The sequence below is a fragment of the Delftia sp. WY8 genome (genome assembly GCF_018437695.1).
Lineage (GTDB): Bacteria > Pseudomonadota > Gammaproteobacteria > Burkholderiales > Burkholderiaceae_C > Comamonas > Comamonas tsuruhatensis.
Genome location: NZ_CP049795.1, coordinates 2,993,094 through 3,019,747 on the forward strand (window position 1 = coordinate 2,993,094; position 26,654 = coordinate 3,019,747).

The 26,654-nt window shown below is 68.7% G+C and carries 22 protein-coding genes; 9 read left to right on the forward strand and 13 right to left on the reverse strand.

Annotated features, from left to right (window positions below; all coding sequences use genetic code 11):
* Positions 1-86 precede the first annotated feature (86 nt).
* The 3 genes from G4D77_RS13815 (at position 87) to G4D77_RS13825 (ending at position 3,590) form a co-directional block, all read left to right on the forward strand.
* Complete coding sequence (locus tag G4D77_RS13815; RefSeq protein WP_016452008.1) at positions 87-851, forward strand: DeoR/GlpR family DNA-binding transcription regulator; 765 nt, start codon at positions 87-89, stop codon at positions 849-851.
* Positions 852-924: 73 nt separating this feature from the next.
* Positions 925-2,421, forward strand: coding sequence for a glycerol kinase GlpK (glpK, locus tag G4D77_RS13820; RefSeq protein ID WP_154836008.1), 1,497 nt, complete (start codon positions 925-927; stop codon positions 2,419-2,421).
* An 11-nt stretch (positions 2,422-2,432) separates the two neighbouring features.
* Positions 2,433-3,590, forward strand: a complete 1,158-nt coding sequence (locus tag G4D77_RS13825; RefSeq protein ID WP_154836010.1) for an esterase-like activity of phytase family protein — start codon at positions 2,433-2,435, stop codon at positions 3,588-3,590.
* A 7-nt stretch (positions 3,591-3,597) separates the two neighbouring features.
* Here the strand turns inward: G4D77_RS13825 and G4D77_RS13830 are convergent, their stop codons facing one another.
* Positions 3,598-4,293: a GntR family transcriptional regulator gene (locus G4D77_RS13830; protein ID WP_016449162.1), complete on the reverse strand. Its 696-nt coding sequence runs from the start codon at positions 4,291-4,293 to the stop codon at positions 3,598-3,600.
* Between the two features lie 95 nt (positions 4,294-4,388).
* Here G4D77_RS13830 and G4D77_RS13835 point away from each other — a divergent pair, with 95 nt between their 5' ends.
* The 4 genes from G4D77_RS13835 (at position 4,389) to proC (ending at position 8,870) form a co-directional block, all read left to right on the forward strand.
* Entirely contained in the window at positions 4,389-6,086 is a 1,698-nt protein-coding gene (locus G4D77_RS13835; protein ID WP_154836012.1) for a thiamine pyrophosphate-binding protein, read from the forward strand.
* Between the two features lie 65 nt (positions 6,087-6,151).
* Entirely contained in the window at positions 6,152-7,168 is a 1,017-nt protein-coding gene (locus tag G4D77_RS13840; RefSeq protein WP_016452013.1) for a tripartite tricarboxylate transporter substrate binding protein, read from the forward strand.
* A 38-nt stretch (positions 7,169-7,206) separates the two neighbouring features.
* Complete coding sequence (locus G4D77_RS13845; protein WP_154836014.1) at positions 7,207-7,998, forward strand: VOC family protein; 792 nt, start codon at positions 7,207-7,209, stop codon at positions 7,996-7,998.
* 32 nt (positions 7,999-8,030) lie between these two features.
* Positions 8,031-8,870 carry a pyrroline-5-carboxylate reductase gene (proC, locus tag G4D77_RS13850; RefSeq protein WP_016449158.1) on the forward strand — a complete coding sequence of 280 codons (840 nt, stop codon included), beginning with the start codon at positions 8,031-8,033 and terminating at the stop codon, positions 8,868-8,870.
* Between the two features lie 73 nt (positions 8,871-8,943).
* On the opposite strand, the gene ubiA is transcribed toward proC, so the two are convergent.
* The 6 genes from ubiA to recG all read right to left on the reverse strand — a co-directional run bounded on the left by ubiA (position 8,944) and on the right by recG (position 16,069).
* A complete protein-coding gene (ubiA, locus tag G4D77_RS13855) occupies positions 8,944-9,813 on the reverse strand; it encodes a 4-hydroxybenzoate octaprenyltransferase (protein WP_016449157.1) in 870 nt (289 codons plus the stop codon).
* Positions 9,814-9,939: 126 nt separating this feature from the next.
* Positions 9,940-10,737 (reverse strand): phosphatase PAP2 family protein, encoded by a 798-nt coding sequence (locus tag G4D77_RS13860; protein WP_154836016.1) that lies wholly within the window; start codon positions 10,735-10,737, stop codon positions 9,940-9,942.
* A 50-nt stretch (positions 10,738-10,787) separates the two neighbouring features.
* Positions 10,788-11,375 (reverse strand): Dps family protein, encoded by a 588-nt coding sequence (locus tag G4D77_RS13865; protein WP_016449155.1) that lies wholly within the window; start codon positions 11,373-11,375, stop codon positions 10,788-10,790.
* A 120-nt stretch (positions 11,376-11,495) separates the two neighbouring features.
* The gene (locus tag G4D77_RS13870; RefSeq protein ID WP_016449154.1) at positions 11,496-12,461 is read right to left on the reverse strand and encodes a LysR substrate-binding domain-containing protein; all 966 of its coding nucleotides are present in this window, start codon (positions 12,459-12,461) and stop codon (positions 11,496-11,498) included.
* 226 nt (positions 12,462-12,687) lie between these two features.
* Entirely contained in the window at positions 12,688-13,461 is a 774-nt protein-coding gene (locus tag G4D77_RS13875; protein ID WP_154836018.1) for an MHYT domain-containing protein, read from the reverse strand.
* Positions 13,462-13,804: 343 nt separating this feature from the next.
* Positions 13,805-16,069, reverse strand: coding sequence for an ATP-dependent DNA helicase RecG (gene recG, locus G4D77_RS13880; protein ID WP_061287265.1), 2,265 nt, complete (start codon positions 16,067-16,069; stop codon positions 13,805-13,807).
* 184 nt (positions 16,070-16,253) lie between these two features.
* Here recG and G4D77_RS13885 point away from each other — a divergent pair, with 184 nt between their 5' ends.
* Entirely contained in the window at positions 16,254-17,507 is a 1,254-nt protein-coding gene (locus G4D77_RS13885; protein ID WP_016449151.1) for an HD-GYP domain-containing protein, read from the forward strand.
* Positions 17,508-17,604: 97 nt separating this feature from the next.
* Positions 17,605-18,705, forward strand: coding sequence for a tRNA preQ1(34) S-adenosylmethionine ribosyltransferase-isomerase QueA (gene queA / locus G4D77_RS13890; RefSeq protein WP_154836020.1), 1,101 nt, complete (start codon positions 17,605-17,607; stop codon positions 18,703-18,705).
* A gap of 68 nt (positions 18,706-18,773) precedes the next feature.
* Here queA and G4D77_RS13895 read toward each other — a convergent pair whose 3' ends face one another.
* From G4D77_RS13895 to G4D77_RS13920, 6 genes are read right to left on the reverse strand one after another with little or no spacing between them, the layout of a single operon-like run.
* Positions 18,774-19,532, reverse strand: coding sequence for an iron ABC transporter ATP-binding protein (locus G4D77_RS13895; RefSeq protein ID WP_154836022.1), 759 nt, complete (start codon positions 19,530-19,532; stop codon positions 18,774-18,776).
* Positions 19,529-20,527 carry an iron chelate uptake ABC transporter family permease subunit gene (locus G4D77_RS13900; RefSeq protein WP_016449148.1) on the reverse strand — a complete coding sequence of 333 codons (999 nt, stop codon included), beginning with the start codon at positions 20,525-20,527 and terminating at the stop codon, positions 19,529-19,531. The genes G4D77_RS13895 and G4D77_RS13900 overlap by 4 nt, the downstream gene beginning before the upstream one ends.
* On the reverse strand, positions 20,524-21,507 hold the full coding sequence (locus tag G4D77_RS13905; RefSeq protein WP_016452016.1) for an ABC transporter permease: 984 nt from the start codon (positions 21,505-21,507) through the stop codon (positions 20,524-20,526). The genes G4D77_RS13900 and G4D77_RS13905 overlap by 4 nt, the downstream gene beginning before the upstream one ends.
* 46 nt (positions 21,508-21,553) lie before the next feature.
* The gene (locus G4D77_RS13910; RefSeq protein ID WP_349303797.1) at positions 21,554-22,525 is read right to left on the reverse strand and encodes a siderophore ABC transporter substrate-binding protein; all 972 of its coding nucleotides are present in this window, start codon (positions 22,523-22,525) and stop codon (positions 21,554-21,556) included.
* Between the two features lie 53 nt (positions 22,526-22,578).
* Positions 22,579-24,345, reverse strand: a complete 1,767-nt coding sequence (locus G4D77_RS13915; RefSeq protein WP_154836024.1) for an enterochelin esterase domain-containing protein — start codon at positions 24,343-24,345, stop codon at positions 22,579-22,581.
* Between the two features lie 4 nt (positions 24,346-24,349).
* A complete protein-coding gene (locus G4D77_RS13920; protein WP_154836026.1) occupies positions 24,350-26,527 on the reverse strand; it encodes a TonB-dependent receptor in 2,178 nt (725 codons plus the stop codon).
* Between the last annotated feature and the right edge of the window lie 127 nt (positions 26,528-26,654).

Below are 26,654 nucleotides of genomic sequence, written 5' to 3' on the forward strand. Positions count from 1 at the left end.
CAAATGCGCTATAAACCCGTCGCCCGGCCCGATTGACTGCCCGACCATCCACCCGTCCCCCCGATCGCCCCTCCGATGGATTTGCCGTGAACACCAACCCCCGCCAACTACAGCTGCTGGACGAAGTCCGCAGCCGCCAGTCCACCACGGTGGAGCAGCTGGCCGAGATCCTGGGCGTGACGCTTCAGACCGTGCGCCGCGACATTCAGAAGCTGGCAGATGCCGGGCTGATGGTGCGCTTTCACGGCGGCGTGCGCGTGCCCAGCGCCACGGTCGAGAACCTGGGCCACCCCCAGCGCCAGGTGCTGCATGCCGAAGGCAAGTCGCGCATTGCGCGCGCCGTGGCCGAGGCCATTCCCAACGGCTGCTCGCTGATCCTGAACATCGGCACCACCACCGAGGCCGTGGCCCAGGCCCTGCTCAAGCACCGGGGCCTGCGCGTGATCACCAACAACCTCAACGTGGCGGCCATCCTCAGCTCCAACGCCGACTGCGAGGTCATCGTGGCCGGCGGCGTGGTGCGCACGCGCGACCGGGGCATCGTGGGCGAGGCGGCCGTGGACTTCATACGCCAGTTCAAGGTGGACATCGCCCTGATCGGCATCTCGGCCATCGAGCCCGATGGCAGCCTGCGCGACTTCGACATGCGCGAGGTCAAGGTGGCCCAGACCATCATTGCCCAGTCGCGCGAGGTCTGGCTGGCCGCCGACCACAGCAAGTTCCACCGCCAGGCCATGGTGGAGCTGGCCCGCCTGGACCAGATCGACCGCCTGTTCACCGATACCGCGCCCCCTGCGCCCTTCGACGCACTGCTTCGCGAAGCCGAGGTGCAATGCGTGGTGGCGCAATAAGTTTTCCGCAGCCGCTGCGCCACCGCCCGCACAGGACACGCGCACCGGCCCTGCTTTTCCTGGATACCGCACCATGACCTATCTGCTTGCCCTGGACCAGGGCACCTCCAGCTCGCGCAGCATCGTCTTCGACACCCAGGGCCGCATCGTGGCCTCTGCCCAGCTGGAGCTGCCGCAGATCTATCCGCGCCCCGGCTGGGTGGAGCACGATCCGCGCGAGATCTGGCGCACCCAGCTGGCCACGGCGCGCGAGGCCCTGGCCAAGGCCGGGCTGGCGGCGGCCGACATCCGCGCCCTGGGCATCACCAACCAGCGCGAGACCACCGTGGTCTGGAACCGCGCCACGGGCCAGCCCCTGCACCACGCCATCGTCTGGCAGGACCGCCGCGCCGAGCCGCTGTGCGCCCAACTGCGCGAGGCCGGCCATGCCGACACCATCCAGGGCAAGACCGGCCTGCTGATCGACGCCTATTTCTCGGGCACCAAGCTGCGCTGGATCCTGGACAACGTCAACGGCGCGCGCACCGCCGCCGAGCGCGGCGAACTGGCCTTCGGCACCGTGGACAGCTGGCTGATCTGGCAGCTCACGGGCGGGCGCCGCCATGTGACCGATGTCTCCAACGCCAGCCGCACCATGCTGTTCAACGTCCACACCAACCAGTGGGACGACGATCTGCTGGCGCTGCTGGAGATTCCGCGCGCGCTGATGCCCGAGGTGCTGCCTTCCGCCGCCGATTTCGGCCGCACGGCAGCCGAGGTGCTGGGCGGCGAGATCGCCATCGGCGGCGTGGCCGGCGACCAGCAAAGCGCCCTCTTCGGCCAGGCCTGCTTTTCCGCCGGCATGGCCAAGAACACCTATGGCACGGGCTGCTTCATGCTCATGCACACGGGCGGCGTGTTCCAGACCTCTGCCAACGGCCTGCTGACCACCGCTGCGGCACAGCCCACCGCTGCGCCGGCCTATGCGCTGGAAGGCAGCGTCTTCGTGGGCGGCGCCGTGGTCCAGTGGCTGCGCGACGGGCTGCGCGCCATCGAGCACAGCGGCCAGGTGCAGCAACTGGCCGAGAGCGTGCCCGACTCGGGCGGCGTGATGATGGTGCCGGCCTTCACGGGACTGGGCGCCCCCTACTGGAAGCCCGATGCGCGCGGCACCATCACGGGCCTGACGCGCGGCACCACCATGGCCCACATTGCGCGGGCCGCGCTGGAATCCATCGCCTTCCAGAGCGCCGCCCTGCTGCTGGCCATGAGCCGCGACGCGGTGGCCAGCGGCGGCGCGCCGGTGAGCGAACTGCGCGTGGACGGCGGCGCCTGCGTCAACAACCTGCTCATGCAGTTCCAGGCCGACCTGCTGGGCATTCCCGTCGTGCGCCCGGCCTGCGTGGAGACCACGGCCCTGGGCGCGGCCTACCTGGCGGGCCTGTCCTCGGGCGTGTACCAGAGCACCGAGGAACTGTCGGCGCTGTGGAAGGCCGAGCGCCGCTTCGTGCCCACGCTGGACAAGCACCGCGCCGACGAGCTGATGGCGTGCTGGGAGCATGCGGTGGCCCAGACCGCGCTGGCGGCCTGAGGCTGACTGTCTTGCGCCGGCTTGCCAGCCTGGTTGCTTGCGGCCTGTGGCTGGCAGGCTGTGCCGCGCCACCGCAGGCGCTGCTGGTCCCGCAGCCCACCGCCTGCGCACGCCTGCAATGGCTGGGCAGCACCACGATTGCGCGCGATGAGCCCATCCATGGCGCCACCACCGGCGGCATCTCGGGCCTGGACTACGACGCGCAGCGCGGCGACTACGTGGCCATCAGCGATGACCGCTCGGCACGCGGGCACGCACGCTGGATGCGGCTGCGCGTGGAGCAGGTTCCTGCCGGGCAGCGCGCCGGCTCCAATCCCTGGCAGGCGCGGATCACCGAGCTGCACCCGCTGCGCGATACCCAGGGCCAGCGGCTGCTCCCGCGCCACGCTGCGCCCGCCACCCAGCCCGTGCCCGACCCCGAAGCCATCCGCCTGCTGCCGGACGGCGGCCTGCTGTGGACCGATGAAGGCGACCCGGGCCGGGGCTTTGGCACCTCGCTGGTGAGGACCGACGCCACGGGCCGCCAGATCGCGCGGTGGTTCTACGCATTCAAGGACAAGGACGGCAGGCCGGGCCTGCGCTCGAACTTCGGCTTCGAGGGGCTGGCCGTCACGCCGGACGGACAGCAGGCCTGGCTGGCCCTGGAGGCGCCGCTGCGCCAGGACGGCCCGCGCGCCAGCGCCGCCACGGCGGGCGCGCCCGTGCGCATCAGCCTGGTCAGCCTGGACGACGGCCGGCTGCTGCGCCAGATCGCCTACCAGCCCGATGCCGTGCCGGCCGCCAGCTGGGCCCTGCCCCAGCGCGAGGTCAACGGCATCAGCGAAATCCTGCCGGACGGTCCCGACCATCTGCTGGTACTGGAGCGCTCCTACAGCCCGGGCCACGGCTTTGGCGCGCGGCTGTACCGCATCGGCCTGCAAGCGCCCGATACGCTGGCCATGGACAGCTTCATGCGCAACCCGCCGCAGGTGGCAGCCAAGCAGCTGATTGCGGACCTGTCCACGGTTCAGCGCGGGCGGCTGGACAACATGGAGGCCATGTCCTGGGGCCCGCCGCTGCCCGATGGCACGCGCGTGCTGGTGTTCGCCAGCGACGACAACTTCAACCCGGCGCAGGCCAACCAGATCCTGGTCACCGCCTACCGGCCCTCGACGCCCTGCGCCCCCTGAAGGCGCTTCAGGGCGTGGCCTGCACCTGCTCCTGCGGCAGGTAGATGCGCGTCAGACCGCGCGCAATCGCCTCCACGATCTGCTCGCGCCGCAGGCCGATGTGCTCGGCCATCAGGCGCTCGCTGGCCTGGGCGTCGCGGTCGCTCAAGGCCTGCAGGATTTCCAGGTGCTCGTGCTGGGTGGAGGCGCGCCCCACGTTCTCCATGTCGATCCACCGGATGAAGCGGATGCGCTCGTTCAGGCTCACCAGCATGCGCCGCAGCTCGGCATTGCCAGCCATGTCGGCAATGCGCAGATGGAATCCCTCGTCCAGGTCCACCAGCTGCCGCACCGGCGTGTCGGAGGCCACGCGCTGGCTCTGCTCCAGATAGGCCCGCGCCTCGTCGATCTGGGCATCGGTGGCGCGCTCCACGGCCAAGCGCACGCATTCGCGCTCCACGGCCACGCGGGCCTCGTACAGGTCCAGTGACTCCTTCACGTCCAGCTCGCGCCGCATGTAGCCGCGGCTGGCGGGCAGCAGAAAACCGTCGGCCACCAGCCGCGTCAGTGCCTCGCGCACGGGCGTGCGGCTCACGCCCAGGCGCAGCGCCAGTTCGCTCTCGCTCAGGCGCTCGCCCGGTTTGAACTCGTAGGAAATGGCCATGTCACGCAGCGTGCTGTAGACGCTGGAGCCCCGTTCGTGGCGGATGTTGGAGATTTTCATGGCGCCATTGTGCCCTCTGGCGCTTTGGATACTTTTAAGTATACTGAAATGGATTCTTAAAAATCCCTCATCCAACCTGCCCGGAGACTCCCGACATGACCACCGCTTTCAATGGCGCCGACGCCATGGTCCGCATGCTTCAGCTCAACGGCGTCAAGCACATCTTCGGCCTGTGCGGCGACACCAGCCTGCCCTTCTACGACGCCATGGCGCGGCTGGACCACGGCATGGACCACATCCTCACGCGGGACGAGCGCAGCGCCGGCTACATGGCCGACGCCTATGCGCGCGTCACCGGCAAGGTGGGCGTGTGCGAAGGCCCCAGCGGCGGCGGCGCCACCTACCTGCTGCCCGGCCTGGCCGAGGCCAACGAGTCCTCGGTGCCCGTGCTGGGCATCACCTCGGACGTTTCCGTGGGCGCGCGTGGCAAGTTCCCGCTGACCGAACTGGACCAGCAGGCGCTGTACAGGCCGCTGACCAAGTGGAATACCACCATCGACCGCGTGGACCAGATTCCGCATGCCGTGCGCAGCGCCTTTCGCGCCATGACCACGGGCCGGCCCGGCGCCACCCATATCTGCCTGCCCTACGACGTGCAAAAGCACGCGCTGGATCCGGCCGATGTCTGGGCCCAGCCAGGGCATGACCACTATCCCGCCTACCGGTCCGCGCCCGATCCGGCGGCCGTGGCCGAGGCGGCCGACCGCCTGGTGGCGGCACGCTGCCCCGTGCTGATCTGCGGCGGCGGCGTGCTGATCGCGGGCGCCAGCGCCGCACTGGATGCGCTGGCCACCCTGCTCAACGCGCCCGTGTGCTCCAGCGTCAGCGGCCAGGGCAGTCTTGCCGGCAGCCATCCGCTCAATGCCGGCGTGGTGGGCACCAATGGCGGCGTCGAGGCCACGCGCGCCGTGGTGGCGCAGGCCGATCTGGTGATGTTCATCGGCGCACGCGCCGGCTCCACTACCACCGAGCACTGGCAGATGCCCTCGCGCAAGGTGACCATCGTCCATCTGGACGTGGACGCCATGACCATAGGCACCAACTACCGCACCGACGTGGCCCTGGTGGGCGACGCCCTGCTGGGCCTGCAGGCGCTGCACGCGGCCGTGCAGCAGCGCATCGCCCGCCGCCCCGTCGATGCCGCGGACGGCGCCGCGCTGGCGGCCACCGCGCGCGCCGCCAAGCAGGCCTTCTTCGCGCCGCTGGCCGCCTCGCTGGAGCGCCCCATCAAGCCCGAGCGCGTGGTGGACACGCTCAACCGCCTGCTGCCCGCGCGCGCCATCGTGGTGGCCGACCCCGGCACGCCCTGTCCCTACTTCACGGCCTATTTCGACGCGCCCCAGGCCGGCCGGCACTTCATCACCAACCGCGCGCACGGGGCGCTGGGCTTTGCCATGTCCGCCGGCTTTGGCGCAGCCATCGGCCAGCCCGATTCCGTGGTCGTCGCGGTCATGGGCGACGGCAGTTTCGGCTTCACCTGCGGCGAGCTGGAAACCATCGTGCGCCGCAACGTGCCGCTGAAGATGATCGTGTTCTCCAACAGCGTGTTCGGCTGGATCAAGGCCAGCCAGAAGTCCGGCTACGATGAACGCTACTTCTCCGTCGACTTCAACCGCACCCACCATGCCCGCGTGGCCGAGGCCTTCGGCGTCAAGGCATGGCGCGTGGAGGACCCGGCAGACCTCGAAGCCGCGCTCAAGGCTGCGCTGATGCACGACGGCCCGGCGCTGGTGGATGTGATCTCGCAAGAGCTCCAGGACACGGCCGTGCCGGTGAGCCAATGGATGGGTTGACGCCAGGCCCCACGCACAGACCCCCTCTCCCCTCTGCCCGTCAATGCGCTTGAAAAGGAGTTTCCATGCCCTGCCGCCCTTCACGCAGCCCTACACGCAGCCCTTCACGCCACCTTTACCGCCGCCAGCTGCTGCTGGCCATGGCCGCCGCATCCCTGCTGGGGCCGGCGGGCACGGCGTTCGCGCAGGGTGCCGCCCCGCTCAAGCTGGTCATCACCTTCCCGCCAGGGGGCAGCACCGACATCGCCGCGCGCATACTGCAGCCGCGCCTGGGCGAGGTGGCCGGGCGGTCGGTGATCGTCGAGAACCGCCCCGGCGCCGCCAGCCAGATCGCCACCCAGTACGTGGCCAAGTCGGCCCCGGACGGCAACACCCTGCTGTTCAGCTTCGACACCCATGCCATCAATCCCATCGCCAAGTCCCGGCTGCCCTACGACACCTTCAAGGACTTCACGGGCGTGTCGCTGGCGCTGCGCTTTCCGCTGGTGATCGGCGCCTCGGCCTCGGTGCCCGCCAAGGACCTGGCAGGCTTCCTGGAGCTGGCGCGCCGCAACCCGGGCAAATACAGCTACGCATCGACCGGCCTGGGGTCCATGAACCACCTGGTGATGGAAGACATCAAGCGCCGCTCGGGCACCTACGTGCTGCACGTGCCCTACGGCGGCGGCGGCCCGGCCGTGCAGGCCGTACTCGGCAATGTGTCCGACCTCACGCTGCTCAGCTACGCGGCGCTGCGCGGCCAGATTTCGGCGGGCAAGATCAAGCCGCTGGCGGTGACCGGCCTCAAGCGCCTGCCCGAGCTGCCCGACGTGCCCACCGTGGCCGAATCGGGCTTTGCGGGCTTCGAGGCCTATTCGTGGATCGGCGTGTTCGCGCCTTCCGCCACGCCGGCCGCCACGGTGCACAAGCTCACCGAAGACTTCCAGGCCACGCTGAACACGCCCGACATCCGCAGCAAGCTCATGCAGTCGGGCTTCGAAGTCATGGCCACGGACGGACCCGCCCTCGACCGCTGGGTGCGCCAGGAATATGAGCGCTGGGGCCGCTTCGTGCGGGACAACAAGATCCAGCTCGAAGACTGAGAATCCGGACGGCACCCCCTTACAACACAGGAGCATTCATGGCACTTCCGCTGGACCACATCGTCATCGCCGTGCAGGACCTCGAGGCCGCCGTGGCGGACTACCGCGCGCTGGGCTTCCAGGTCGTCATCGGCGGCCGCCATCCGGGCCGCACCTCGCACAACGCACTGGTCGTCTTTGCCGATGGCGCCTACCTGGAGATCATTGCCTGGACCGCCCCGGCGCCCGAAGAGCGCTGGTACCGCACGCTGCGCGACCATGGCGAAGGGCTGGTGGACTTCGCCCTGCTGCCCGGCAGCACCTCCCAGGCCCTGGCCGAGGCGCGCGGGCGGGGGCTGGACACCCTGGTCGGCCCCGTGGATGGAGGCCGCGTACGCCCCGACGGCGCGCAACTGCTGTGGCAGACGGCGCGCCACGCCACGCCCGACCTGCCCTTCCTGTGCGGCGACATCACGCCGCGCGCGCTGCGCGTGCCCGAAGGCAGCGTGCGCGAGCATCCCAACGGCGCGCTGGGCGTAGCCTCGCTGACCGTCGCCGTGCACGACCTGGAGGCCAGCCTGGACCGCTACCGGGCGCTGCTGGGCCCGGGCCTGCCGCTGGAGAAGCTGGACAACCAGGGCGCGCGGCTGGCATTGCCAGGCTTCGATCTGCTGCTGCAAGGCGCGCAGGCACTGGCGGCCTGCGACGCACTGCGCCAGCGCCTTGCCACGCGCGGAGAGGGCCCTTGCGCGCTCACCCTGCGCCAGCGGCCCGGCGCCCCGGCACAGCCCCTGGACCTGGCCGCCAGCCATGGCGTGGACATGCGCTGGCACGGTGGGAACACGCTCTAAACTCTTCGTTTTCCTTCTCCACCGCCACCAGCATGAACACCGTTTCCACAGCCTCCCCTGTCATCGCCTTCATCGGTGGCGGCAACATGGCCAGCGCCATCATCGGCGGACTGATCGGCCAGGGCCAATCCGCAGACCGCATCGTCGTCGTCGAACCCTTCGAGGCTGCACGCGATGCGCTGCGCACGAACTTCGGCATCACGGCCCATGCCGATGCCGCGGCCGCCGCCAGCGCGCTGGACGGTGCCGGCATCGTGGTCTGGGCCGTCAAGCCCCAGACCTTCAAGGAAGCCGCCCAGGCCGTGGCGCCGCACACCGCCCAGGCCCTGCACCTGAGCGTGGCCGCCGGCATTCCCACGGACGCCATCGCCCAGTGGCTGGGCACGGGCCGCATCGTGCGCGCCATGCCCAATACGCCTGCCCTGGTGGGCAAGGGCATGACGGGCCTGTTCGCCCGCGCCCAGGTCGATGCCGCAGGCAAGAGCGCCATCGAGCAGGTGGTGGCCACCACGGGCCAGTTCGTCTGGGTCGACCAGGAAGCGCACCTGGACGCCGTGACCGCCCTGTCGGGCTCGGGCCCGGCCTATGTCTTCCTGTTCCTGGAAGCCATGACACAGGCTGGCGTGGACATGGGCCTCACGGCCGAGCAGTCCTACCGCCTGGGCGTGGCCACCTTCCAGGGCGCCTCGGAGCTGGCCGCCCGCTCCAGCGAAAGCGCCGAGGTGCTGCGCCAGCGCGTCACCAGCAAGGGAGGCACCACCCACGCCGCCATCACGCACCTGCAGGCGCAGCAGGTGCCCGAGCATTTCGTGGCCGCCATGCGGGCGGCGGAAACACGGGCCAAGGAGCTGGCCGCAGAGTTCGGCCGCTGAGCCCGGCGCAGCGCGCCCAGGCACCATGCAAAAGGGAGGCACCGGCCTCCCTTCTTTTTTCAGCGCTGAGCCCTCAGCGCAGCGCAAACCCCAGCGCCACGCCCGCGAACAGGCTGGCACCGATCCAGTGGCTCTTGCTGAATGCCACGAAGCAGCCTTCGCGCGTGCGGTGGCGGATCAGGGTGAAGTGCCAGATCACCTGGGCCGCAGCCACGGCCAGGCCCAGCCAGAAAGGCCAGGCCAGGCCGAAGGGCGCCAACGCCCAGACCGTGAGCAGGCCGCAGAGCACGAAGAAACCCATGACGGCCACCACGTCGAAGCGGCCCAGGGTGATGGCCGAGGTCTTCATGCCGATCTTGAGGTCATCGTCACGGTCCACCATGGCGTATTCGGTGTCATAGGCCAGCACCAGGAACATGTTGGCCAACCACAGAATCCAGGCCGTGGCGGGCACCTGCCCCTGCACGGCGGCGAAGGCGATGACGATGCCGAAATTGAAGGCGATGCCCAGAAACGCCTGGGGCATGGCGAAGAAGCGCTTGGTGAACGGGTAGAGGATGGTGAACAGCACGGCGGGCACGGACCAGGCCACGGCCTCCCAGCGGGTGGTCAGCACCAGGCCCAGCGAGACCAGGGCCAGGGCCGCGCCCAGCAGCGCGGCCTCCTTCACCGAGACCAGTCCCGAGGTGATGGGGCGCTGCGTGGTGCGCTTGACGTGGCGGTCGAAGTCGCGGTCGGCGATGTCGTTGATGCAGCAGCCGGCGCTGCGCATCAGCACCGTGCCCAGCACGAAGACCACCAGCAGATGCCAGCCCGGAAACCCGCCCGCCGCCACCCACAGTGCGGCCAGCGTGGGCCAGACCAGGACCAGCCAGCCGGCCGGCCGGTTGAAGCGGACCAAGTCCAGGTAGAGCGACAGTTTGCTGCGCCGGGGCGCAGGCATGGGCGTAGAGGAGGAGGTAGGCATGGCGTCTGGGCGCCGATGGCGGCCGTGGGCCGACCATCGCACGCATCACATTCGAAAATGCCCGCATTGTCGCCGCTGGGCGGGCGGGCTCGGCGGCGCGCCTCAGCCGCGCCTGCCGGCAACGCGGGTTTGCGCCCACTCCACGGCACAGATCACCAGCGCCATCCAGGCCAGGCCCAGCAGCCAGCCAGCCAGCACATCGCTGGCATAGTGCACGCGCAGCACGACGCGGCTGGCGCCCACGCCCAGGGCAACGGCCAGGGCCGCCAGGCCCACGCACCAGCGCCAGGCAGGCCGCAGGTACGGCAGCAGCAGCCAGGCCAGCATCAGATAGAGCACGAAGGTGCCGGCGCTGTGGCCGCTGGGGAAGCTGAAGCCGCCCTCGGGCACCCAGCCGCCCACGGGGCGCGGGCGGCCCACGCTGGTCTTGATGGCGCGTATCCACAGGCCGACTCCCGCCGTGGCCACCACCCAGGCGGCCGCATGCAGCCAGTCGCGGCGCCACAGCAGCAGCGCCAGCACGGCAACAGACAGCGACACCATCCAGCCCACATGGCCCAGCTGGGTGAAGGCGACCACGGGGCGCACCCAGGCATCGGTGGCATGGCCAGCAAGCCACTGGTGCAGGGCATCGTCCAGCACCGGCCAGTCGGTGCAGGAGTCGCAGCCTGCGGGCTGGCCCAGGCCCAGCATGTCGCGCACCATCACGCCCAGGGCCAGCGTGGCCAGCAGGCCCGCCGCAACCAGGCCCTGCCATGCGGCGCGTGGCATCGGCAGGCCTGCATGGCGCAGCCGCGCGGCGGCGGGCAGGCGCAGGTAGAAAAAAAGGCCGCCCAAGGCGGCCAGTACCAGGCACAGGCCGCTCGTGGCGGCGTGTGCGTCAATCCAGGTCCGGAGCATGCGCGGTCATCACTCCCGGGCCGTGGCAGGTGCTTGGGACATGTGCAGCATCACTCTTCAAGCAGGGCACGCAGCATCCAGGCGGTCTGCTCATGCACGGTCAGGCGTTGGGTCAGCAGGTCGGCCGTGGGCTCGTCGCTGGCTTTGTCGGCCAGCGGGAAGAGGCTGCGCGCCGTGCGTGCCACGGCTTCATGGCCTGCCACCAGGATGCGCACCATCTCCAGGGCCTTGGGCGGATCGTGGGGCACGTCGGCCAGGCTGGTGAGCTTGCCGAAGTCGGCATAGGAGCCCGGTGCGAAATGGCCCAGGGCGCGGATGCGCTCGGCGATGGGATCAACGGCGTTCCACAGTTCCGTGTACTGCCCCATGAACATGGTGTGCAGTGTGTTGAACATCGGGCCCGTGACGTTCCAGTGGAAGTTGTGCGTTGTCAGATAGAGCGTGTAGGTGTCGGCCAGCAGGGCCGACAGGCCCTTGGAGATGGCGGCACGGTCCTTGTCGCTGATGCCGATGTGGATGGCGCTGGAGCGCACGGACACCGGTGCGACATCGGCCGTCGCTGCCTGCACGGTCTTGGCGGCCTGCACGGCCTCTGGCTTCTTTGCACCGGACTTGTCTTTGCTGGCATTTTTGGCCATGGGATCCCTTTCAACTTCGTACGGATGGAATATGCCCCGGGCAGACCGCCCGGAGACCGAAAGCAACGATAACGCAAGCGCGGTGGCCCTGGAGGCACGGCCCGCGCAGCGGTGCAGTCATCAGGACAGGCGTTTGACGCCGGGCAAGGCGCAGGCGTAAACCGCGTTGCGCAGGGCGGCGATGGCCTCGTAGCGCGTGAAGCTGCGGCGCCAGGCCAGGACCACGCGGCGCGTGGGCGGGGCCGAGCCGTCGTCCTCGAGGATGGGCAGGTAGCGGATGTGCGGCTCGTCGGTCTTGCGGCGGCGCGCCGTGGTCTCCAGCGCATCGGCGGGCACGGACAGGCGCGGCACCAGGGTCACGCCCATGCCGGCGGCCACCATGTGCTTGATGGTCTCCAGCGACGAACCTTCGAAGGTGCGGCGAATGCCTTCGGCATTGCTGGCATAGCGTGCGAACTCGGGGCAGACCTGGAGCACATGGTCGCGGAAGCAGTGGCCCGAGCCCAGCAGCAGCATGGTCTCGTTCTTGAGATCGCTGGTGGAGACATGGTCCTTCTGGGCCAGCGCATGGGTGCTGGGCACGGCAGCCATGAAGGGCTCGTCATACAGCGGCGCCAGCGCCAGGCCGGTGTCGGGGAAGGGCTCGGCGACGATGGCGCAGTCGATCTCGCCCGTGCGCAGCATCTCCAGCAGCTTGATGGTGTAGTTCTCCTGCAGCATCAGCGGCATCTGCGGCGTGCGCAGGATGGAGTTGCGCACCAGATCGGGCAGCAGGTAGGGGCCGATGGTGTAGATCACGCCCAGCGTGAGCACGCCCGACAGCGGGTCCTTGCCGCGCTTGGCGATTTCCTTGATCTCGGCGGCCTGCTCCAGCACGCTTTGCGCCTGCCGGATGATCTCCTCTCCCAGCGACGTGACCGACACTTCGCCGGCGCTGCGCTCGAAGAGCTTGACATCGAGCTCCTCCTCCAGCTTTTTGATCGCCACGGACAACGTGGGCTGGGACACATAACAGGCTTCGGCGGCGCGGCCAAAATGCTTTTCACGTGCCACGGCCACGATGTATTTGAGTTCGGTAAGTGTCATTGGCGAGCTGTGTCTGGGAGGGAACCTCGGGAAATACGATGGTCTTAGACCTGGAACCTGGGCCGAAACCTTTGTGTAACCAGGCCTTGCGGCCCGGTTGCCGGGGTGCTCCCCTCAAAAGTTCCTGTGCAGACTCTAGGATTTGTCCTATTTCGATTGTGCCAGTCCTCGTCCACGCATGACCACTGCGCGCTCCCCGACCTGCCGGCTTTTTGCATTTATCCACCTAGTGCAGCGGCCGGCGCATCCGGTCGCGCTGCTGCATGAGCTGGTCCATGCCTATCAATGCTGCCAGGCCTATGGCCACGATCACGGTAAAGACGGGAAGGTCCAAAGCGCTGATCACGGCAAAACCTTGCGGCCGAGCATACCGCTGTGTCTCGGAAATGCATACAAAGTCTGCTGCGGCCATGCCCGTGTAATGCATGGAGCATACTGCCGCCCCCATCACGGCAGCCGCCAGCGCCCGCATGCCCAGCGAGCCGGTGCGAAACGACAGCCAAAGAGCGGCGCTGGCCGCCACCACGGCAATGGCCACGGACAGCACCACGGTGGGAACGGACCAGACGATGAAGCCCGGAAAGCGCATGCCGTACATGCCCAGGTAATGCATGAAGGCCACGCCCAGGCCCAGCAGGGTGCCGGCGCCCAGCACGCGCAACCCGCTTTCGGGCCGCCGCGCGACAAAGGCCAGCGCCACCGAGGTCGCAGCGACGGCAGCCACCAGGGACACCAGGGTTTCGACCATGGAGTAGCCCGAGCCCATGCCCAGGTTCAGCGCCAGCATGCCCGTGAAATGCATGGACCACACGCCTATGCCGCCCAGCGCCGTGCCGGCCGCCAGCAGATTCAGCCAGCTGATTCCCGTGCGCCTGCGGATGCGCTGTGCCGCCGTGAGGGCCACGAAGGAGCCCAGCACGGCAATGCCATAGGACAGGGCCACCAGGCCCATGCGCCAGGAGGTCTCGACGAGTTCATTCGCTTGAACGGCTTCATTCATGTGGACGGCTCCTCATTCTCAGAAAGATGGGACAACACAAGAGTGATCACGGCCGTCCTCCCCGTGGGGAAGCGTGGGGAGGAGTGGCAGGCCATCCCCTCCCGGATGGACCTACCCTGTTTTTTGCGACTCAATGTACCAAAATGTCACAAATACTCAATGCCGTCGCCGCGCGCAGCTGTCACCGCCAGGACCGCATGAAGCGCTCCCTACCGACAGCTACAACGCACACGCAAACCTTGTCTGGCGCGGGCTGCAGGCCTGCGGAGCAGGCCGCCACCAGGCAGCGCCCGGGCGCGTAAAAATACGTAACAGGAACATCCCGCAAGCAGGGGCCGGCCCATCAGGCCTTGAGGAATTCGGCCTTGCCGCCCAACCAGCGGTCCACATGCCGCTGGGCCAGTTGCGGGTGCTGCTCCAGCATGCGAGGCGCAAGCTCGCGGGCCCAGTCGAGCAGCATCAGGTCCTGCTCCAGATCGGCAAAGCGCAGCATGGGAGCGCCTGATTGGCGCGCACCCAGGAATTCACCCGGACCGCGAATCTCCAGGTCGCGCCGCGCGATCTCGAAGCCGTCGTTGGTTTCGGCCATGGCACGCAGCCGGTCCTTGGCCGTCTCGCCCAGGCGGCCGCTGTCTCCCACCGAATACAGCAGCACGCAGGCCGAGGCCGCCGCCCCCCGCCCCACGCGCCCGCGCAGCTGGTGCAGCTGCGACAGGCCAAAGCGCTCCGCATGCTCGATCACCATGAGCGAGGCATTGGGCACATCGACGCCCACTTCGATCACGGTGGTGGAGACCAGCACGCCCATGACGCCGGCCGAGAACAGCTCCATCACCGCCTTCTTCTCGGCCGTGGGCATGCGCGAATGCAGCAGGCCGACCATGACATCGGGCAGCATCTCGCTGAGGTAGGCGTGGGTGGCCGTGGCGTTGGACAGGTCCAGCGCCTCGCTTTCCTCGATCAGCGGACACACCCAGTAGACCTGGCGCCCCTGGGCGACCTGGGCGCCGATGCGTTCGATGACTTCGTCCTTGCGGCTGTCGGCAATGAGCTTGGTGACGATGGGCGTACGCCCAGGCGGCAACTCGTCGATGGTGGAGACATCCAGGTCGGCGTAGTAGCTCATGGCCAGGGTGCGCGGGATCGGGGTGGCGCTCATCATCAGCAGATGGGGCTCCATGCCCGAGGCTGCGAGTTTCTGGCGCAGCGCCAGCCGCTGGGCCACGCCGAAGCGGTGCTGCTCGTCGATGACGGCCAGCGCCAGGTTCTTGAACTCCACCTGGTCCTGGATGACGGCATGCGTGCCCACCACCAGGGCCGCCTCGCCGCTGCGGACCAGCTCCAGCATGGCGGTGCGCTCCTTCTTCTTCTGCGCGCCGGCCAGCCAGGCCACGCGCTTGCCCAGCGGGGCCAGCAGCGGCTCCAGCCAGCCGACCAGCTTGCCGAAATGCTGCTCGGCCAGGATTTCGGTGGGCGCCATCAGCGCGCACTGCCAGCCGGCCTCGATGCAGGCCACGGCCGACAGCGCCGCCACCACCGTCTTGCCCGATCCCACATCGCCCTGCAGCAGCCGGTGCATGGGCATGCGGCGCTGCATGTCGGCGAGGATCTCGCCCACCACGCGCTGCTGGGCACCGGTCAGGCCAAAGGGCAACTGGTCGAGAAACTGGCGCGCCAGTCCCTGGGCGCTGTCCATGGGCAATGCGCGCAGCACGGGCGCCCTGAGCCGCGCGCGCTCGCGCTTGGCCTCGTATTGCGACAGTTGCTGGGCCAGCAGTTCCTCGGCCTTCAGGCGCTGCCAGGCCGGATGCGAATGGTCTTCCAGCGTGGCCAGGGCCACATCGGGCGTGGGATGGTGCAGGAACTGCAGCGCGTCACGCAGGCTGAACAGCGGCGGCAGCCCGCCGTTGCCGTGGAAATGGGCCACGGGCGGGTGCTCTCCTGCGGGCAGCGTATCGGAGAGGTCGGCCCGCAGCATGGCCGTGGCCGCTGCGCGGCGGATATAGGCCTGGGGCAGTCCTGCCGCCACCGGATAGACGGGCGTGAGCGCCGTGGGCAGATCCCCCCCGGCCGCGCGGAACGCGGGGTGCAGCATCTGCCGTCCCCAGAAGCCGCCCTTGACCTCGCCGCGTATGCGCAGCCGCGCGCCCACGGACAGGGTTTTCTGGTGCGAAGGGTAGAAGCTGAAGAAGGTCAGCACGCATTCGGCCGTGCCGTCGTCCACCGTGACCTTGAGCATGCGGCGAGGGCGCAGCTGCACTTCGCTGTGGGTGACCGTGGCCTCGATCTGCACCGTATCGCCTTCGCGCGCATTGCGCAGCGCGGTGATGCGGGTCTCGTCCTCATAGCGCAGCGGCAGGTGCAGCGCCAGGTCGATGTCGCGCACCAGTCCCATTTTCTGCAGCGCCTTCTGCGCGGGACTGGCGGCAGGCCTGGCAGCGGACTGTGCAGGCGTGGCGGCCTTGTCGCCCGAAGTGGCCGAGGCCTTGCCGGCCTTCCTGGCGCCGCCCTTGCCTGCGCCAGCCTTTGCCTTGCCGGCACGCGCGGCCTTGCCACCAGGGGCGTCGCGCCCCAGGTCGGGAAAGGCAGAGGAGACGTTCAGGGGCATGGGCTTTCCTGTTTCAGAACATGCGCGTTGGCTGGCAGCATAGTGTATGAATATACAGGTGTAGGCAACACGCCACGTTCATGCCGGCCGGCCCTGCCCAAAGCACCCTTGACGCCCCGGGTCTCTGGGGAAGCCGCTACCATGCACGCTGACGTTACGTAGTGTTACCCCGCCACCGAATGCCATGTTGAAGCGTATCAATGTCCAGCATGTCACTCTGGGCATGTTCCTGCACGAGTTCTGCGGCTCCTGGATGGAGCATCCCTTTTGGCGAACCCGTTTCCTGCTTCGCTCCGAGGCCGATCTCCAGCGTCTGCGCGCCACCTCCATCCAGGAGGTCTGGATCGATGTGCGCAAAGGCCTGGACGTGGGCGTGCAGGTGCCCTGCCTGCGCTTCGACCCGCAGGACGAGCTTCGCCACCAGATCCCCGACAACGCCCGCCCTGCGTCCGAGCAGAGCACGGCCCCCATCTCCACCGCCACCGAGCTGCGCCGCGCGGCCCAGACCTGCGCCCAGGCCAGGCAATTGCTGAGCCGCCTGTTCAGCGATGCGCGGCTGGGCCGGCCCGTGGACGCCTCGGCCGCCGGACAGCTGGTGGACGATGTGACGGCCTCCGTGGCACGCAATCCCCATGCGCTGATCGGCCTGGCCCGCCTGAAGACCGCCGACGACTACACCTACATGCACAGCCTGGCCGTGTGCGCGCTGATGGTGGCCCTGGCCAAGCGCATGGGCCTGGACGACCACAGCCTGCGCAAGGCCGGCATGGCCGGCCTCATGCACGATCTGGGCAAGACCGCCATTCCGGTGACCGTGCTCAACAAGCCCGGCCCGCTGGACGACGCCGAATGGGCGCTGATGCGCGCCCATCCACGCCACGGCGAGCAGCTGCTGCGCCCGCTGGGCCTGGACGACGAGGTCATCGATGCCTGCCTGCACCACCATGAAAAGGTGGACGGCAGCGGCTACCCCGACGGGCTGCAGCAGGGCGACATCGGCCTGCTGGCGCGCATGACGGCGATCTGCGACGTCTACGATGCCATCACCTCGGACCGGCCCTACAAGAAGGGCTGGCCGCCTTCGGAGGCGCTGCGTCGCATGGCCGAGTGGAGTCCGCGCCATTTCGACAAGCGGCTGTTCGAGCAGTTCGTGCAGACCGTGGGCATCTACCCGCTGGGCTCGCTGGTGCGCCTGCATTCGCAGCGTCTGGCGGTGGTGGTCGATGCCTCGCCGGCCAGCCTGCTGGCGCCGCGCGTCAAGGTCTTCTATTCGCTGCGCCAGTCCTGCCGCATCACGCCGGAGATCGAGGACCTGTCCGAAAGCCAGGGCAACGACCGCATCATCGCGCGCGAAGACCCTGCGGACTGGGACTTCCCCGATCTGGAATCGCTGTGGCTGGAGTTCGAGCGCCAGCCCCAGGCCGCCATGGCCAGGTGATCGCCGGCAATTCCGGGGATGACCCCAGGGTTTGCGACAATTGCCAGCTTCCGTTCAACGAACTTGGAACGGGCCATGTCCGGCCCTCAAGCACTGCATGTCCTCCCTGTCCCGTGTGTTCTCGCTCAGCGATTTCGACTTCGAGCTTCCCGAGAAGCTGATTGCCCAGCATCCTGCCGCCCAGCGCAGTGCCTCGCGCCTGCTCGACGGCCGCGACGATGCCAACCCGCCCACCGACCGCATCTTCCACGAGCTGCCCGATCTGCTGCAGCCCGGCGACCTGCTGGTGTTCAACGACACGCGCGTGATCAAGGCGCGCATCTTCGGCGAGAAGGCCAGCGGCGGCCGGCTGGAGCTGCTGGTCGAGCGCGTACTGGAAGGCAACGACGTCGTGGCCCACATGCGCGTCAGCAAGAAGCCCCTGCCCGGCTCGAGCATCCACCTGTGCGGCGGCAAGAACGGTGGCGGCTTCGACGCCGTGCTGCGTGGCCGCTGGCCCGACGAGAACGGCCCGCTGTTCCACCTGAGCTTTGAAGGCCCGCGCGGCGAGACGCCCCATGAGCTGATGGAGCGCTTCGGCCATCTGCCGCTGCCGCCCTACATCGAGCGCCACCAGGAAACCGGCAACGACCCCGATGCCGCCGAAGACAGCGAGCGCTACCAGACCGTCTTCGCGGCCCGCCCCGGCGCCGTGGCCGCGCCCACGGCCGCACTGCACTTCGACGACGCCGTGCTGGCCCGCCTGGCCGAGCGCGGCATCGAACGCGCCAGCGTCACGCTGCACGTGGGCGCCGGCACCTTCCAGCCCGTGAAGACCGAGAACCTGGCCGACCACCAGATGCACAGCGAGTGGTACGAAATCCCGCTGGCCACCCTGGCCGCGCTGGAACGCTGCCGCCAGCGCGGCGGCCGCATCATCGCCGTGGGCACGACCACGGTGCGCACGCTGGAGTCCTGGGCCCAGACGGGCAACTTCTCAGGCGATACGCGCATCTTCATCACACCGGGCTTCGAGTACCAGGTGGTCGATCTGCTGATCACCAACTTCCACCTGCCCAAGAGCACGCTGATGATGCTGGTCAGCGCCTTCGCCGGCTACGAGCAGGTGATGGCGCTGTACCGCCATGCGATCGCGCAGGAGTACCGCTTCTTCAGCTATGGCGACTCCATGCTGTTGAAGAAGAAAAGCACCCCCTGAGCGGCCGGCTTAGGCCCTTGCTTGGTGTCCCTCGCCTCAGGCCGCGCCAAGCCCGAAACACCGCATGTTCAACCAAAGTAATGGCAAAGCCTGCGGCCCTTGACCTCGTGCACGCTGACGGGGATGCCGTAGAGGCTGCTGAGGACCTCGTCCTGCACGACCTCGGCCGGCGTGCCCGCCACGGCCAGGCGGCCGTCCTTGAGCGCGATGATGTGGTCGGCGTAGCAGGAGGCGAAGTTGATGTCGTGCAGCACCATGACCACGGTCTTGCCGCGCTCGGTGACGGCACGGCGCAGCAGGCCCATCATGCTGACGGCGTGGGCCATGTCCAGGTTGTTCAGCGGCTCGTCCAGCAGGATGAAAGGCGTGTCCTGGCACAGCACCATGGCGATGTAGGCGCGCTGGCGCTGGCCGCCTGACAACTCGTCGAGAAAGCGCTCGGCCAGCGGCGTGAGCTGCAGGTACTCCAGCGCCTCGTCCACATGGCGCACGTCCTCGGGGCCCAGCCGGCCCTTGCTGTGCGGAAAGCGGCCAAAGCCCACCAGGTCGCGCACCGTCAGGCGCAGCGCGCTCTGGTTGTCCTGGCGCAGGATGGCCATGATGCGCGCCAGCGCCTCGGTGGGCGTGGTGGCCACGTCGCGGCCAGCCACCAGCACCTGGCCTTCCGTGATCGGCATGAGGCGGCTGACCAGGGACAGCAGCGTGGATTTGCCGGCCCCGTTGGGGCCGATGATGGCCGTCAGCGCCCGCTCGGGCACGTTGAAGTTGAGCTCCTGCAGCACGGTCGTGCCGCCATGGCGCTTGAGCAGATCACGCACCTCGATCATTGGGTCCCCTTGCGCATGAGCAGCACGATGAAGACGATTCCACCCAGGAACTCCACCACGATGCTCAGCACGGTATTGAATTGAAAAAGCTGCTCCAGCAGCACCTGGCCGCCCATGAGCAGCACGCAGCCCCAGAGCACGGCCGCAGGCAGCACCCAGGCATGGCGGCGCGTGCCCATGGCGTGATACGCCATGTTGCTGACCAGCAGGCCGAAGAAGATGACAGGCCCGACCAGGGCCGTGGACACGGCCACCATGCAGGCCACCACGGCCAGCAGCCGCAGCACGCGGCCATCGTAGTCCAGGCCCAGGCCGATGGCGGCATCGCGCCCCAGCGAGATCACGTCCAGCACGTGGCGCTGGCGCCAGATCCAGGCGCTGCCCAGCGCGATCAGCAGCAGCGACGGCACCAGCAGCTGCAGGTTCACCGCGTTGAAATTGGCGAACATGCGGTCCTGCAGCGCCGTGAACTCATTGGGATCGAGCACGCGCATGGCCAGCCCCGCCAGGCTGCGAAAGAAGATGCCGCCCACCATGCCCACCAGCAGCATCAGGTGCAGGCTGCTGGCATGGCCCACGAAGAGCCAGCGCATCAGCAGCACGCTGAAGCCCACCATCAGCACGATGTTGAGCGCATAGCGCCCGACCTCGCCCATGGCGGACACGCCTGCCGCGCCCAACATCAGCACCATGGCCGCCTGCACGAACAGGTACAACGCATCCAGCCCCATCACCGAAGGCGTGAGGATGGTGTTGTGCGACACGGTCTGGAACACCACGGTGGACAGGCCGATGGCGCAGGCCACCAGCGCCATGGTCAGCACCTTGGCGCCCCGGTGCTCCAGCACGAAGGCCCAGTCGGTCCTGACGCCCACGGTCATGAAGGCCAGCAGGCACAGCAGCGCCAGCCCTCCCAGCAGCGCCAGGCGTCGGCCCCGGCCCCAACTGCGCGCAGACGGATCGGCGCAAGCAACGGATTGCGGCAGGCTGCTCATGCTCGGTCCTTGCGGCGGCGCAGGATGAGCGCCAGGAACAAGGCACTGCCCAGCACGCCCAGCACGGTGCCCACGGGGATTTCATAGGGCGCGATCAGCATGCGCCCGACCAGATCGCACAGCAGGGTCAGGCCCGCGCCGATCAGCGCCACCCACAGCACGCTGCGGCGGACGTTGTCACCCAGGACCAGGCGCACCACGTTGGGCACGATCAGTCCCACAAAGGGAAGGCTGCCGGCCGTGACCACCACGGCGGAAGTGGCCACGGCTACCACCACCAGCCCCTGCCAGACCAGGCGCCGGTAGTTCAGGCCCAGATTGGTGGCAAAGCTCTCGCCCAGGCCGGCGACGGTGAAGCGGTCGGCCGCCAGGCAGGCCAGGGCGGTGACACCCAGCGACAACCACAGCAACTCGTAGCGGCCCTGAACCACCAGCGAGAAATCGCCGTTGGACCAGGACTTGAGCGCCTGCATCATGTCGAACTGCAGCGCCAGAAAGCTGGCGGCTGCCTCCAGCACGCCGGCCAGCACCAGGCCGACCAGGGGCACCATCCACGACGAGCGCAGCCGGATGCGCGAGAGCACGGCCAGGAACAGCGCCGTGCCCAGCAGTGCCGCCACGGCCGAAATTCCCATCTTGGCCATCACCGGCCAGTGCGGCACCCAGAGGAACGCAGCCAGCATGCCCAGGCTGGCCGACTCCACCGTGCCCACGGTGGAAGGCTCCACGAAGTGGTTGCGCGCCAGCATCTGCATGAGCAGTCCGCAGACCGCCATGGACGCGCCGGCCAGCAACAGGGCCAGGGTGCGCGGCACGCGGCTGTAGACCAGCACCTGGCTGGCCAGGTCGTCCTCGCTGCGCGACCACAGCACGCTCCAGTGCATGTCGCCCGCGCCCACCATCAGGCTGGCCAGCGACAGCGCCAGCAGCAGGCCCAGCGCGAAAAGCCAGGCAAGGGCCTGGCGAGAGGGGCGTGACATGGGCACGGCGTGCGCGGTGGCGACAGGCGGGCTCAACGCTTTGGCGTCATGTGCGGGCAAAGGCATCCGACAGCTGCTGGATATTGGCCTTCAGCGCGCCCGGCCCGGCGTTGGACAGGGTGTACCAGTTGGCTGCGTTCAGATAGACCACCTGCTTGCCGCGCCAGGCCTTGGTGGCGCGCACCAGCGGGTTGTCCAGCAGTTGCTGGGCGGTCTTGCCATCCTGGCCGATGGCCACGTCGCGGTCGATGACGAACAGCCAGTCGGGATTGGTCTTGAGCAGGAACTCGAAGGAGACCACCTGCCCATGGCGCGCCACCGTCAGGTTGTCGATGGCCGGCTTCACGCCGAACACATCGTGCAGCATGCCGAAGCGCGAGCCCGGACCGTAGGCGCTGAGCTTGCCGCCCGAGGTCAGCAGCACCAGCCCCTTGCCCGCGTTCTGCGCCTTGCCATGCAGCGCGGCGATGGCCTGCTCCACGGCCCGGACCTCGGCCTCGGCCTTGTCCTGCAGGCCGTAGACGGCGCCCAGCGTGCGGATGTTGCGGTAGATATCGGCCATCTGGTGCTGGTCGCTGACGCTCAGGTCCAGCACGGGGGCGAAGCGCGACAGCTCCTTGTACTTGGCCTCGGAGCGGCCGCCCACGATGATGAGGTCGGGCGACAGCGCCTTGACGGCCTCGTAGTCGGGCTCGAACAGGCTGCCGATGCGTGCGTATTTCGCATCGGCATAGCGGGCCAGCAGCGGCGGCATCTTGAACTCGGGCACGCCACGCACCTCGCCGCCCAGCGCCTGCAGCGTGTCCAGCGCCGCCAGCTCGAACACCAGCACGCGCACGGGCTTGAAGGGCACCTGGACCTCGCCCTTGGCGTGCGGCACGGTCACGGTCTTGCCGACCGCTGCCGTCTGCGCATGGGCCATGGACAGTGCCAGAGGCAGCGTGACCAGCATGCCCGCGCCCTGGCCCATCGTCGCCAGGATGTGGCGCCGGGAATGATTTGCATTCAAGGTGTTCATTCTTTCAATGATTGCTGTATCGCCAGGAAGTTCAAACATTGGCCTTGGCGGCCTCAGGGAAGTGCGGGCGTGCTGTCCGGCGTGCGCTCGCAGGCCGGCAGGCCCTGGGCAAAGCGCCCGGGGTTGAGCAGGGCCACCAGGCCGCAGGCCAGCGATCCCTGCCATTGCAGGTAGTCATGGCTGGTTTCATGCTCGGCCTGCGTGACCTCGTAGCCCTTGGCGCGCAGCACGTCGGCCAGGTGGCGGTTGGTTTCCAAGATGCCGTCCTGCCCGCCGCGTGCACGCTCGTAGCGGCCTGCATCCAGATAGAAACGCACGGGCTGGCGCGGCTCCTGGGCATAGCGGCGCTGCACCCAGCCCGGCACCTCGCCGGCCGGCGACCACCAGAACGATCCCGACATGCTCAGCACATTGCCGAACCAGCGCGCATTGACCAGGCCCGCATAGGCCGAGGCCAGGCCGCCGAAGCTGGAGCCGCCGATCACCGTGCGCGCCGCAGGCTGGCCCAGGCCCTGCTCCCCCACCCAGGGCATCAGCTCCTCATCCAGAAAGCGCGCGAAGGCGGTGTTGGGCGGCAATTCCCTGCCGCGTGCCTGCGGGCTGGCGTTGTCCACCAGGACCACGGCCGTGGGCGGGATAAGGCCGTCGGCCATGAGGTTGTCGATGAGGGTGGGCGTGGACACCTGCTTTGCATAGGCATTGCCGTCGAACAGCACCAGCAGCGCCTCGGGCGCCTGGCCGCCCGCCGGGCGGTAGGTCCAGACATCGCGGCTGCTGCCCAGCACGCGGCTGGACAGGCGGTGCTGCACCAGCGCCCCCTGGGCCACGCCCGCGCGCGGCACCACCCAGGGCTGGGGCGGCGCCTTGGGCAGCTCCAGCACGGAGGCGCCCTGGAAGACATCGATGAAGCCGCCCTCGGGCGGCTGCGGGAAGGTCTTGGGATTGAGCGGATCGCGCTGCGCCGTGGCCAGCAGAGCGCGGCGCTGCTCCATGGCCGAGCCTTCGATCAGCGGCACATCGGGCGCCAGCCGGTAGCTGAGCCTGGCGTTGTCCGCCATGCGGAAGCTGGCCCACCAGACATCGCTGCCGGGCAGATGCTGCAGCGGATCATGGTTGCCGGCCGGGCTGCCGAACAGGCGCACGCCCTGCATGCCCGCACGCGGCTGGCCGCGCCACAGGAAGGTGACCAGGGAGTGCCCCTCGGACAGAGGCTCGACCATGGGTGTTCCTTCCTCCTGCACGCGCCGCCAGAAGGCGTCGGCAGCCACACCAGCCCCCGCGCCGCGCTGGATTGCCTGCGCCAGAGCCCGCAGCCGCGGGCTTTGCAGTGCCGGAGGCTCGGAGGTGGCCGAGGCCTTGTTGCCGGCAGGCGCCAGGCTGGAGGTCAGCCGCAGCGCGAAGCGCCCCGCTTCTTGCGCCTCACCGCCGGAACGGGGGTCAGCCAGGGCCACACGCCTGGCCACCAGCCGCTGCCGTCCGGCTCCCTCCGTGACCCACATCAGCGACTGCGCGCCGCCATCGGCCCGCGCCAGGCGGCGCAGGTGCCGGCCCTGGACATCCTCCAGGTCCAGGGCCACGCCCTGCCCCTCGAATTCACCCTGGACCACGTGGCCGGCGGGCAGATCGACGCGCCAGGACTCGCGCCCACCGGCAGCCAGGACCCCTGTGGCCGCCTGGCCCGGCGCCAGCGTGCCCGACCGTGCGGCCAGGGCCTGCCGTGATGCGGCTGCCGTCATGTCTTCAGCGGCATGGACGGCTGCGCCCAGCAGGCACAGCAGCGAGGCGGCCAGGCACAGGCCTTGTCGTGCAGCTTGTGCCATGGCGTCAGAAGTCCACCGTGGCCGAGACACGCACCGTGCGCGGGCCGCCCGTGGTGGCGAAGTTGTCGTTGAAACTGCCGGCCCAGTAGGACTTGTCGAACAGGTTCTCCACCGTGGCGCGGAAGGTGACGGGTTTGGCCGCGATGCGGGTGGCATAGCGCGCGCCCACGTCCACGCGGGTCCAGCTGGGCATCTTCAGCGTGTTGGCCGAATTCACCCATTGCGCGCCCGTGTAGATCAGGCGGCCGGTGAGCGTGGCGCCCGGCAGCGCGGGCACATCCCACTCGCCGCCCAGGTTGGCCGTCCAGCGCGGCACGCCGTAGACGCCGTAGCCGTCGCGCGCGCCGCCCTGGGTCTTGCTCTGGATGGCCTGCGTATAGGCCAGGCCGCCCAGCACGCGCGTGCCGCGCAGCGGCTCGCCGAACACATTCCACTCCAGGCCCCGGTTGCGCTGCTCGCCATCCATCAGCAGGCGGTTGGTCGCAGTCTCCACCACGGACGAAGGCCGCTCGATCTGAAACAGCGAGACCGTCTGCGTGAAATCACCCGTGCGCCACTTGGCGCCGATCTCGAACTGCTTGGTCTTGTAGGGCGCGAACACTTCGCCGGCATTGGCGTAGGTGGTGCCGACGATGGAGCCCGCGCTCAGGCCCTGCACATGGTTGGCGTACAGCGAGACCGTATCGCCCCAGGGCTTGACCACCAGGCCCAGCGCGGGCGAGATGGCATGTTCGTCATAGCGCGCCATCTTCTGGTTCACGCGCTGCAGACGCGCGCCCACGGTGAGCTGTACGGTGTCGCCACCCCAGCTCAGCGTGTCGGCCAGGGCCAGGCTGCTGAGCACGTCGTCGCGCTCCTGCTTGATGGCGCCGTAGGGGCCGGCCAGCGTGATGGGCGCAGGGTCGTAGATGTTGGTGATGTAGCTGGCGCTGGTGGCCACGGCCGCGCGGCCGCCCTTCTGGTTCATCCAGTTCACGGAGGCGACCAGCAGATGGTTCACGCTGCCCGTGCGCAGGCGCCCGCGCACGCCGAACTCGGCCGCCATGCTGTCGGTGTAGCCGTACTGGTTGTAGGTCTGACCCACGGCCGAGCCGTCGCCCTGGGCGCGCAGCACCACGCGCGTGCCGTTGAGCATGCCGTCATAGGAATGCTTGCCGCTGCCCACCGAGCCGAACAGCGTCCAGTCCGCCCCCAGGTCCACCGAGCCGCGCAGCATCAGCGCATCGCTTTGCTGCTGGGCACGTATGCCCGGGAAGAGATTGGTCTTGGCGTCGGGCGCTGCAATCACCTGCTTGAGGTTCTGCATGCTGACCATCATCGGGCTGCCGTCACGGATGTTGGAGCGGTAGCTGTAGGCATCCAGGCCCAGCGTGAATCCGTCGCCCTGGTAGTCGAGCGCCAGTGCGCCCAGGCCATGGCGGCGGTTCTGGCCGTCGATCTCGGTATCGCCGCCCGAGGTGCTGCCGTTGATGCGTATGCCCAGGCGGCGTTCCGGGCCGAAGCGGCGCGACACATCGGCCTGCAGGCCCAGCTGCGAGGAGCTGCTGAGCATGGTGGTCACGCGCGTGAGGTCCCGGGCCAGCGGGCGCTTGGTCACCAGGTTGATGGTGCCGCCCACGGCGCCGCCCGGCGTCATGCCGCTCAGCAGCGCACCCGGGCCCTTGAGCACTTCCACGCGCTCGATCATCTCGGTGGGCACATGGCCATCGGGCGCCAGGCCGTACAGGCCGTTGAAGCCCAGTTCCGAGGCATTCACACCCAGGCCGCGGATGGTGAAGTTCTCGTAGGCGTGGCCGGTGTTGGTGGTGAAGCGCACGGAGGGGTCGTTTTCCAGCACCGACATCAGCGTGGTCGCGTGCTGGTCGGCAATGCCTTCGGCCGTGTAGGAGGTGATGTTGAACGGCGTATCCATCACATCGCGCTGGCCCAGCACGCCCAGGCCCGCGCCCTTGGCCACCTGGCCGCCCGGCGCCACGGTGGGCAGTGCCTGGGGATCGGTGGTGCTGCGCACCGTGATCTCGCCCAGTTCGGCGTCGGCCGCCCAGGAGGCGGCGGGCAAAGCGGCAGCGGCAACCATGGCGCAGACACGGGCGATGGTGCCCAGGCCGTGGAACGGTGAAACGGGGGCGAAGGGGCTGACAGCGCCTGCGCGCGGCAGGCCGGTGCGGGAACGAGAGGACATCCGGGAGGGCTTTCAAGGCGGAAGAAAATGCGCCGCATCCAGGCCCGCAGCCCGTCGGGACACAGGCCGGATACGGCATCTGCCCGAATTATAGAAAATGAGAATTATTCTTATTTGAGAAAACAAC

What these genes read in the sequence shown, in the direction of transcription:
- G4D77_RS13920 (WP_154836026.1), bottom strand. Translation starts at nt 26,527, where the DNA reads ATGTCCTCTCGTTCCCGCACCGGCCTGCCGCGCGCAGGCGCTGTCAGC.
- G4D77_RS13875 (WP_154836018.1), bottom strand. Translation starts at nt 13,461, where the DNA reads ATGAATGAAGCCGTTCAAGCGAATGAACTCGTCGAGACCTCCTGGCGC.
- ubiA (WP_016449157.1), bottom strand. Translation starts at nt 9,813, where the DNA reads ATGCCTGCGCCCCGGCGCAGCAAACTGTCGCTCTACCTGGACTTGGTC.
- G4D77_RS13835 (WP_154836012.1), top strand. Translation starts at nt 4,389, where the DNA reads ATGACCACCGCTTTCAATGGCGCCGACGCCATGGTCCGCATGCTTCAG.
- queA (WP_154836020.1), top strand. Translation starts at nt 17,605, where the DNA reads ATGTCCTCCCTGTCCCGTGTGTTCTCGCTCAGCGATTTCGACTTCGAG.
- G4D77_RS13865 (WP_016449155.1), bottom strand. Translation starts at nt 11,375, where the DNA reads ATGGCCAAAAATGCCAGCAAAGACAAGTCCGGTGCAAAGAAGCCAGAG.
- G4D77_RS13900 (WP_016449148.1), bottom strand. Translation starts at nt 20,527, where the DNA reads ATGAGCAGCCTGCCGCAATCCGTTGCTTGCGCCGATCCGTCTGCGCGC.
- glpK (WP_154836008.1), top strand. Translation starts at nt 925, where the DNA reads ATGACCTATCTGCTTGCCCTGGACCAGGGCACCTCCAGCTCGCGCAGC.
- G4D77_RS13895 (WP_154836022.1), bottom strand. Translation starts at nt 19,532, where the DNA reads ATGATCGAGGTGCGTGATCTGCTCAAGCGCCATGGCGGCACGACCGTG.
- G4D77_RS13885 (WP_016449151.1), top strand. Translation starts at nt 16,254, where the DNA reads ATGTTGAAGCGTATCAATGTCCAGCATGTCACTCTGGGCATGTTCCTG.
- G4D77_RS13910 (WP_349303797.1), bottom strand. Translation starts at nt 22,525, where the DNA reads ATGAACACCTTGAATGCAAATCATTCCCGGCGCCACATCCTGGCGACG.
- G4D77_RS13905 (WP_016452016.1), bottom strand. Translation starts at nt 21,507, where the DNA reads ATGTCACGCCCCTCTCGCCAGGCCCTTGCCTGGCTTTTCGCGCTGGGC.
- G4D77_RS13840 (WP_016452013.1), top strand. Translation starts at nt 6,152, where the DNA reads ATGCCCTGCCGCCCTTCACGCAGCCCTACACGCAGCCCTTCACGCCAC.
- G4D77_RS13830 (WP_016449162.1), bottom strand. Translation starts at nt 4,293, where the DNA reads ATGAAAATCTCCAACATCCGCCACGAACGGGGCTCCAGCGTCTACAGC.
- G4D77_RS13845 (WP_154836014.1), top strand. Translation starts at nt 7,207, where the DNA reads ATGGCACTTCCGCTGGACCACATCGTCATCGCCGTGCAGGACCTCGAG.
- G4D77_RS13915 (WP_154836024.1), bottom strand. Translation starts at nt 24,345, where the DNA reads ATGGCACAAGCTGCACGACAAGGCCTGTGCCTGGCCGCCTCGCTGCTG.
- G4D77_RS13860 (WP_154836016.1), bottom strand. Translation starts at nt 10,737, where the DNA reads ATGCTCCGGACCTGGATTGACGCACACGCCGCCACGAGCGGCCTGTGC.
- proC (WP_016449158.1), top strand. Translation starts at nt 8,031, where the DNA reads ATGAACACCGTTTCCACAGCCTCCCCTGTCATCGCCTTCATCGGTGGC.
- G4D77_RS13870 (WP_016449154.1), bottom strand. Translation starts at nt 12,461, where the DNA reads ATGACACTTACCGAACTCAAATACATCGTGGCCGTGGCACGTGAAAAG.
- recG (WP_061287265.1), bottom strand. Translation starts at nt 16,069, where the DNA reads ATGCCCCTGAACGTCTCCTCTGCCTTTCCCGACCTGGGGCGCGACGCC.